The 5,361-nt window shown below is 65.9% G+C and carries 7 protein-coding genes; all 7 read right to left on the minus strand.

Translation table 11 applies throughout. The features are described 5' to 3' along the window. A partial coding sequence (locus OMP43_RS22770) for a phage terminase large subunit family protein (protein ID WP_280281854.1) occupies nt 1-1,896 on the minus strand: 1,896 nt, incomplete at its 3' end. Continuing rightward, complete coding sequence (locus OMP43_RS22775; RefSeq protein ID WP_280281855.1) at nt 1,877-2,461, minus strand: hypothetical protein; 585 nt, start codon at nt 2,459-2,461, stop codon at nt 1,877-1,879. The genes OMP43_RS22775 and OMP43_RS22770, both read right to left, overlap by 20 nt. Nucleotides 2,462-2,557: 96 nt before the next feature. Further along, entirely contained in the window at nt 2,558-2,806 is a 249-nt protein-coding gene (locus OMP43_RS22780) for a hypothetical protein (RefSeq protein ID WP_280281856.1), read from the minus strand. A 3-nt stretch (nt 2,807-2,809) separates the two neighbouring features. Then, nucleotides 2,810-3,472 carry a hypothetical protein gene (locus tag OMP43_RS22785; RefSeq protein ID WP_280281857.1) on the minus strand — a complete coding sequence of 221 codons (663 nt, stop codon included), beginning with the start codon at nt 3,470-3,472 and terminating at the stop codon, nt 2,810-2,812. After that, nucleotides 3,469-3,648 carry a hypothetical protein gene (locus OMP43_RS22790; protein WP_280281858.1) on the minus strand — a complete coding sequence of 60 codons (180 nt, stop codon included), beginning with the start codon at nt 3,646-3,648 and terminating at the stop codon, nt 3,469-3,471. The genes OMP43_RS22785 and OMP43_RS22790 overlap by 4 nt, the downstream gene beginning before the upstream one ends. A 209-nt stretch (nt 3,649-3,857) precedes the next feature. Next, nucleotides 3,858-4,583, minus strand: coding sequence for a hypothetical protein (locus OMP43_RS22795; RefSeq protein WP_280281859.1), 726 nt, complete (start codon nt 4,581-4,583; stop codon nt 3,858-3,860). A gap of 88 nt (nt 4,584-4,671) precedes the next feature. After that, a partial coding sequence (locus OMP43_RS22800; RefSeq protein ID WP_280281860.1) for a DnaA N-terminal domain-containing protein occupies nt 4,672-5,361 on the minus strand: 690 nt, incomplete at its 5' end.

Consider the following 5,361-nt stretch of genomic DNA (forward strand, 5'->3'; position numbering starts at 1 on the left):
GGGGGAGGGGGGGGGGGCAGGCCCCACGATTTTCACTTCGACCATCGTATAGGCCGCCCCGACCTCGTCGGCCGTTCGGTTCAGCGCCAGGCCGGCTTGCTGCAAGCCAACCAGAGCGGCGAAGGCATAGACGCGGCAATCAAGCGCTTCGTTCGCGCGCCCCTTCGGACATTCCCAGATTTTCCAGGCTCTACCGCGACCCTTCTTATCGACCAGGCGCTCGGCGGTGAGCTGGGAGAAATAGCCACGATCGCGATCTGCCGGGAAGTGCATGTAGCCGGAGCCCGGCTTTTCGAGATGAAGGCGAGCGCGCACGCTGTCCTTGGCGGCGTTCGTGCCGATGATGATCGGCCGATATGCCTTTCGGTTGCGATGCGTCGGCACCTTGGTCGGCCAGACCGGCGCGCGCATCGGGCTGCTCTCCGAGGCTCCCTTGATACCCCACACGCGCCGAGCGAGGCGAGCCTTCGTGAAATTGTAAACCGCCTGTGTGTTCGCGCCACCCGTATCGATACATGCCGCCATCGTCACGAACGGGCGGCCATCAGCCCGGCGCCATTCTCGTTTCAGATGCGCGTCGATCTGGTCCCAGAAATCCGCCTCATTCGGGTCTCCCGGGAAGACGGTATAGTCGACCGACCAGCTTTCCTCATTGCGGCCCCAGGCGACCGTCTCAACTTCGACGCGGTCGGGATGGACGTCATAGCCCTGCGTGACGACCGCAGTCCCGTCCGGCAGTTCGCCGGCCCAGACTTCGCAGCGCTCGAGCAGCTTGTCCTCGTTGAGGGCTCGCTCGCCGCGTTCCTCATAGGGCTCGCCGAGCACCAGGTTGAAAAAGGTCTTCCGCTCGAGCGGGTCATGGGCGACTTCCAGCCACTCGGTGACAAGGGCGGGCCAACTCGCGTTCGGGTCGAGGCTGTATCCGGTCCAGATATGGAAGCCGGCATGGCCGTTGAAGGGTGCGGTCGCGCGCCACTCGCCCCGATCGAGCATGTCGGCCTTATCGGCGTCGACGATGATGCAGCCATTCTCGCGACAGACGTAATGGGCAGTGTCGGCCAGGCCCTTGCCGTCCTCGTCTTTATCCCACTTCATCCCGTAGGGGACGGTGGGGCCGCCCCATTCGAGAACCTGATAGGCATCGCAATGCGGGCAGGGCACGAAGAACCTGCGCTGATCGCTACGCAGGTAGGACTTCTCGATCCGGCTCTCTCCCTTCACCAGCGGCGTAGAACCCATGATGATCCGGCGGTTCCAGAAGGTCTGGGCACGCCGCTCGCCTAGTCGGATCTGGTCGCCATCGTCGCCCGCGCCGAGGACCGGGTATCCGTCGACTTCGTCGAACATCACGACGCGGACGGTGACGCGGCGGAAACCGCCCGGGCTGTTGGCGCCGACGAAGCTGATTGAGGAGCCGTTCCTGAAGACGCGTTTCAGCAGCTTCTGCTTGGCGTCTTTGCCCTTCAGATCGCCGACAACCTCGGCGAGCACGGGCGTATCGCGGAGCATCGGCTCGATCTCGGTCGAGCTATAGTCTTCCGCATCCTCCACGCGAGGCTGGACGACGAGCATGGGGCTCGGGTCCTGATGGATGAAGTACCCGACCGCGTGGTCGAGAATCTTGGTGTAGCCGACGCGGGCCGACTTCATGATCGTGACGCGGCTCACCGACGGGTCGGTGATCGCGTCCATCATGCCGATCTGGTAGGCGTATGCCCGGAACCGGCCGGTCTGAGCCGATGTCTCCGCAGAGAGCACCGCGTATTCCGCGGCCCACTCGCTGAGGGTCAGCTTCGGCGGCGGCTGAAGGTTGCGGCGGCGTGCGTCGAAGAGCGCGGTTGCGAGGGCGGCGGCACCATCGGCGTAGACCGACGCGTCAGCCTGGAGGTGATCCATCGAGGGTGAGCTCCTCCAGCGCCTCGACGATTACGCTGCGCAGGAAGTCCTCCACCTCGGCGACGGTCTTCAGGCGGTGGACGGCTGGCGCGCGCTCCGCAGGGATGGCGAGCAGCTTTTTGCGGACACCGGCATATTCCGCGCCGACACCCTTCTGGACCTCCTCGATCAACACGACGGTGCCGGCCTTGAGGTCGTAAGAAAGCTGCTGGTGCCGAGCGAGATAGTTCTCTTTGAGCCGGAGGGCCTCGGCCAGGGAGAGTAATCCCCCTTCGGCGACAATGCGCTCGGCCGCCTCCTCCGCGGTCTCGTCCGTGCGGACAGTTGCGCGTTTCCGCTGCCTGCCCGGCGGCGTGCGGACATTTTCAATTGTCCGCACCTCTTTGGCCGCAATTTTCTCCACGCCGCGGCGGTTCGGCTTTCGCCAGTTACCGTCGACGTCGTCGGCGCTCAATTTTCCGTCGTCGCCCTTCGTTAGAAGGCCTTTTTCGATAGCGCGGCGGACCTGCTTTTCGTCGCAGCCAGCGCGCTCCGCGAAGGCGCGAACGCTCAGCCGTGCGGACATTCGGGTGCGGACAAGTTTTGACCCCTTTCAGCCAGTGACGCGTCGGCAGCGCGCAATACCCTCGGTGCGGAGGGGGCTAGGAAGGACCCAAAAGGGTTAGAGCAGAGCGCGGGCAGGGCATGCGGCGTCAGCTGCCGCGGTGGTGCAGGTGCAGGGCGCCGCGGTGAGCGGGCCGCCACGGTACGGGGCCAGCTTCCGCGGGCGCGGCACGCCGGGGATGATCGGCATGAAGTGGATACGGTCGGCACCCCAGCGCCAGCTGCCATGGTTGACGGTCACATAGGTCTCGCGCCCGAAGATCGACGCGACGGCACTGATGATGTTGACGATGAACCACGGGATCATGGGTTACCTCCGAGCGGATGCGATTGCCTGACTGAGCGCATCGCTGAACACCGCCGCAGCATTGCGGCTGATGTACCGGCGAGCACGGCCATAGAAGTCGAGGCGCTTGGGCGCCGGGGTCGTGTCCTCGAAGGCGATCAGCAGCTTCAGCTTGCCCGGCGCAGCGTTGCTGACAGCGCCCTTGCGCGCAGGGGCGCGCTTGGCCGGCGTGCGTTGCCACACGCCCGATATCGGCTTGCCAGTCCTGCGAGAATGCACGGTGCCGACGAACACGTTGGGCTTGCCCTTAAGCGCGGCGAGCTGGTTGCGCGACAGATTGCCATAGGCGTTGGTCCGCGCAGTGATCGGCACCAGCATCGCCTTCTTGCTGCCGAGCGAGCGGTTGCCGCCGACGATGTACGGCTCGAGATAGGCTTCCTGCACGTCCTTCGGAAAGACGATCGCCACCGGGCTCTTCTTGGTCGCTGGCACGATCGCGAACGACTTCTTGGTGAAGGGCGTCGGGTTGTCGAAGGTCTTGTCGATCTCGTCGGCCTCTTCAACGACCACGCCTTGGGCTAGCCGGGTGGCGCCGAGGGCGAGGGCGAAGGGGATTTGGTTCGCCTGGAGGTCGATCAGCGCGCGGTGAAGCGGCTTCAGGTCCGCCTTGAAGTTGACCGTGATCATGCCGATCGACCGCGGACGGTGGCCCGCAGTCTGGCGGCCAGGTCCTCGACGCGGGCAATGCGCGCCTCGGCATCACGCGTGTCGCGCGCCGGCTCCATGAAATCGAACGCGAGATCGTGCACGTCGCGAGCGATGTCTTCGAGCTGGCGAGGAATGGTGAGCGGCCCGTGTGCCATCGCTTCACCTCCAAATGACAGCCGCCGCACCCGAACGAGAACGGATGCGGCGGCGATCGCCCTGCGGCGCGGCCCCGGTGGGCATCGCAAACGCCTCGACGGACGAACGACAATTTCTGGTAGCCTTCGGACTTCGCGGGGAGCGCATCCCCGCGTTTCGTGGCGATGCGCATGGCTTGGTGACCAAGATCGTCTGTCGCCGAAGCCGCTCAAGCAGCGATGGGGTTGTGCCCCTTCTGTTCCAGTAGCGCAAACGGAAACACGCGCCAAGCCTCAACTTTCATGGACAGCGAGCCCCCGAAATTGATCACCGCGGCCGTGCCGGTGCTGACCTCGACTATTCCGGGGAGGCCAGCCAGCGCAGGCATATCGGCGACGCCGACCTCGTCGCCCGGACTGAAGTCCTTCCGCTCGCGGCGAAGGGCTTTCATCCGAGCGCTTTGAGTGCGGAGCTGCTCGGCGCGCTCACGGCGGACCGCTTCCCGGGTCTCGGCATCGCGCTCGGCCTGGGCCTGCGCGGCCGCTTCGGCCTCGGCCGCGCGGAGGCCAGCGAGGCCCGCCGGCTTGATCTCAGGAACGCAGCCGGCGTGATGGAAGACCGAGAACGCAGGATGCAGGCTGGCGGGATCGATGGCGATCCGTGCGAGGTCCTCGATCTGCGGTGCCCGCGCGAACACGAAACCCGGCAAGATGGCGACCTCGACCTCGATCATCACGCGGCGGGTGCCTAGAACCAGTCGGCGTGCCTGCCCAGGTGCCGGCCGCTTGATGGTCCGGATGGGTGTCCATACGTCGAAGCCGGCCGCCGTCAGCGACCGCGCGACGGCGATCGTGCGCCCAGCACTGGTGCGGAGAATGCTCCAGCGATCATTCTGATCGACGGTATTGATATCGCTCGCAGCCGCGCCAGCGGGCGCGATTTCATCGTGAACCATGTTAACCCCACCCGCATCAGAACAAGTCATTCTGGCTGCTCGACAATAGCACGATCGCAGCCTCATTGAATCACGTTTTGTTCCGCGGTCATCCAGGCGGCCGGACCAGCCGAACCACGATCTTGACCGGCCGGCCGAGCACCTCGGCGGCTGCTTCCGCGACACGCGCCGTGTGGTGCTGTTCGATCCAGCCGCGGGCGAACTCGCTGGGCGCGACCACGACCAGCGTCTCGCCTTCCAGCCGGAGGGCCACGCCCTTCAGCCACTCGTCGTAGAGCCGCGGCCCCATGCCGCTGCGCAGGATGACCCGCATCCGGGCAGCACGATCGCCCTCGGCTTCCCGGATCTCGGCGACAGCCTCGACGCCGGCTGCGTCGGCCTGAAGCTCGGCGGGCGACTTGCTGGCCACGACGATCGTGGTCGGCAGGTCGAAGCGGATGCCCTGCTGCATCTGCCGCAGCACCGAGGGGTTCTCTCGCCGAAGCCAGTTGTCCCAGGTCGCCTGCCAATCCCGCTTGCTGCCCTGCGCCCGGCTCTCGGCAAGCCAGTGGTGCCGGAACATCTCCCCGACGTGCTCGTAAGCCCCAGCCGGCCAGCCAGCGACGATCCGCTGCGTCCGCTCGGTGAGTTCGCTGGTCGGGCAGGGCTGCCAGTCCGGAGCGATGCGGGTGCCGCGAGTTCCCCTCGACTTCCCAGCCTTCGGCGAAACGCCAGGCTCGGCCCCCGCTGGGGGCGACGAACCGTCAGGTTCGTCGGGGGATATAGGGGGGTTTATTTC

Source organism: Sphingomonas sp. CBMAI 2297 (assembly GCF_029870595.1).
In the GTDB taxonomy this organism is placed as follows: Bacteria; Pseudomonadota; Alphaproteobacteria; order Sphingomonadales; family Sphingomonadaceae; genus Sphingomonas.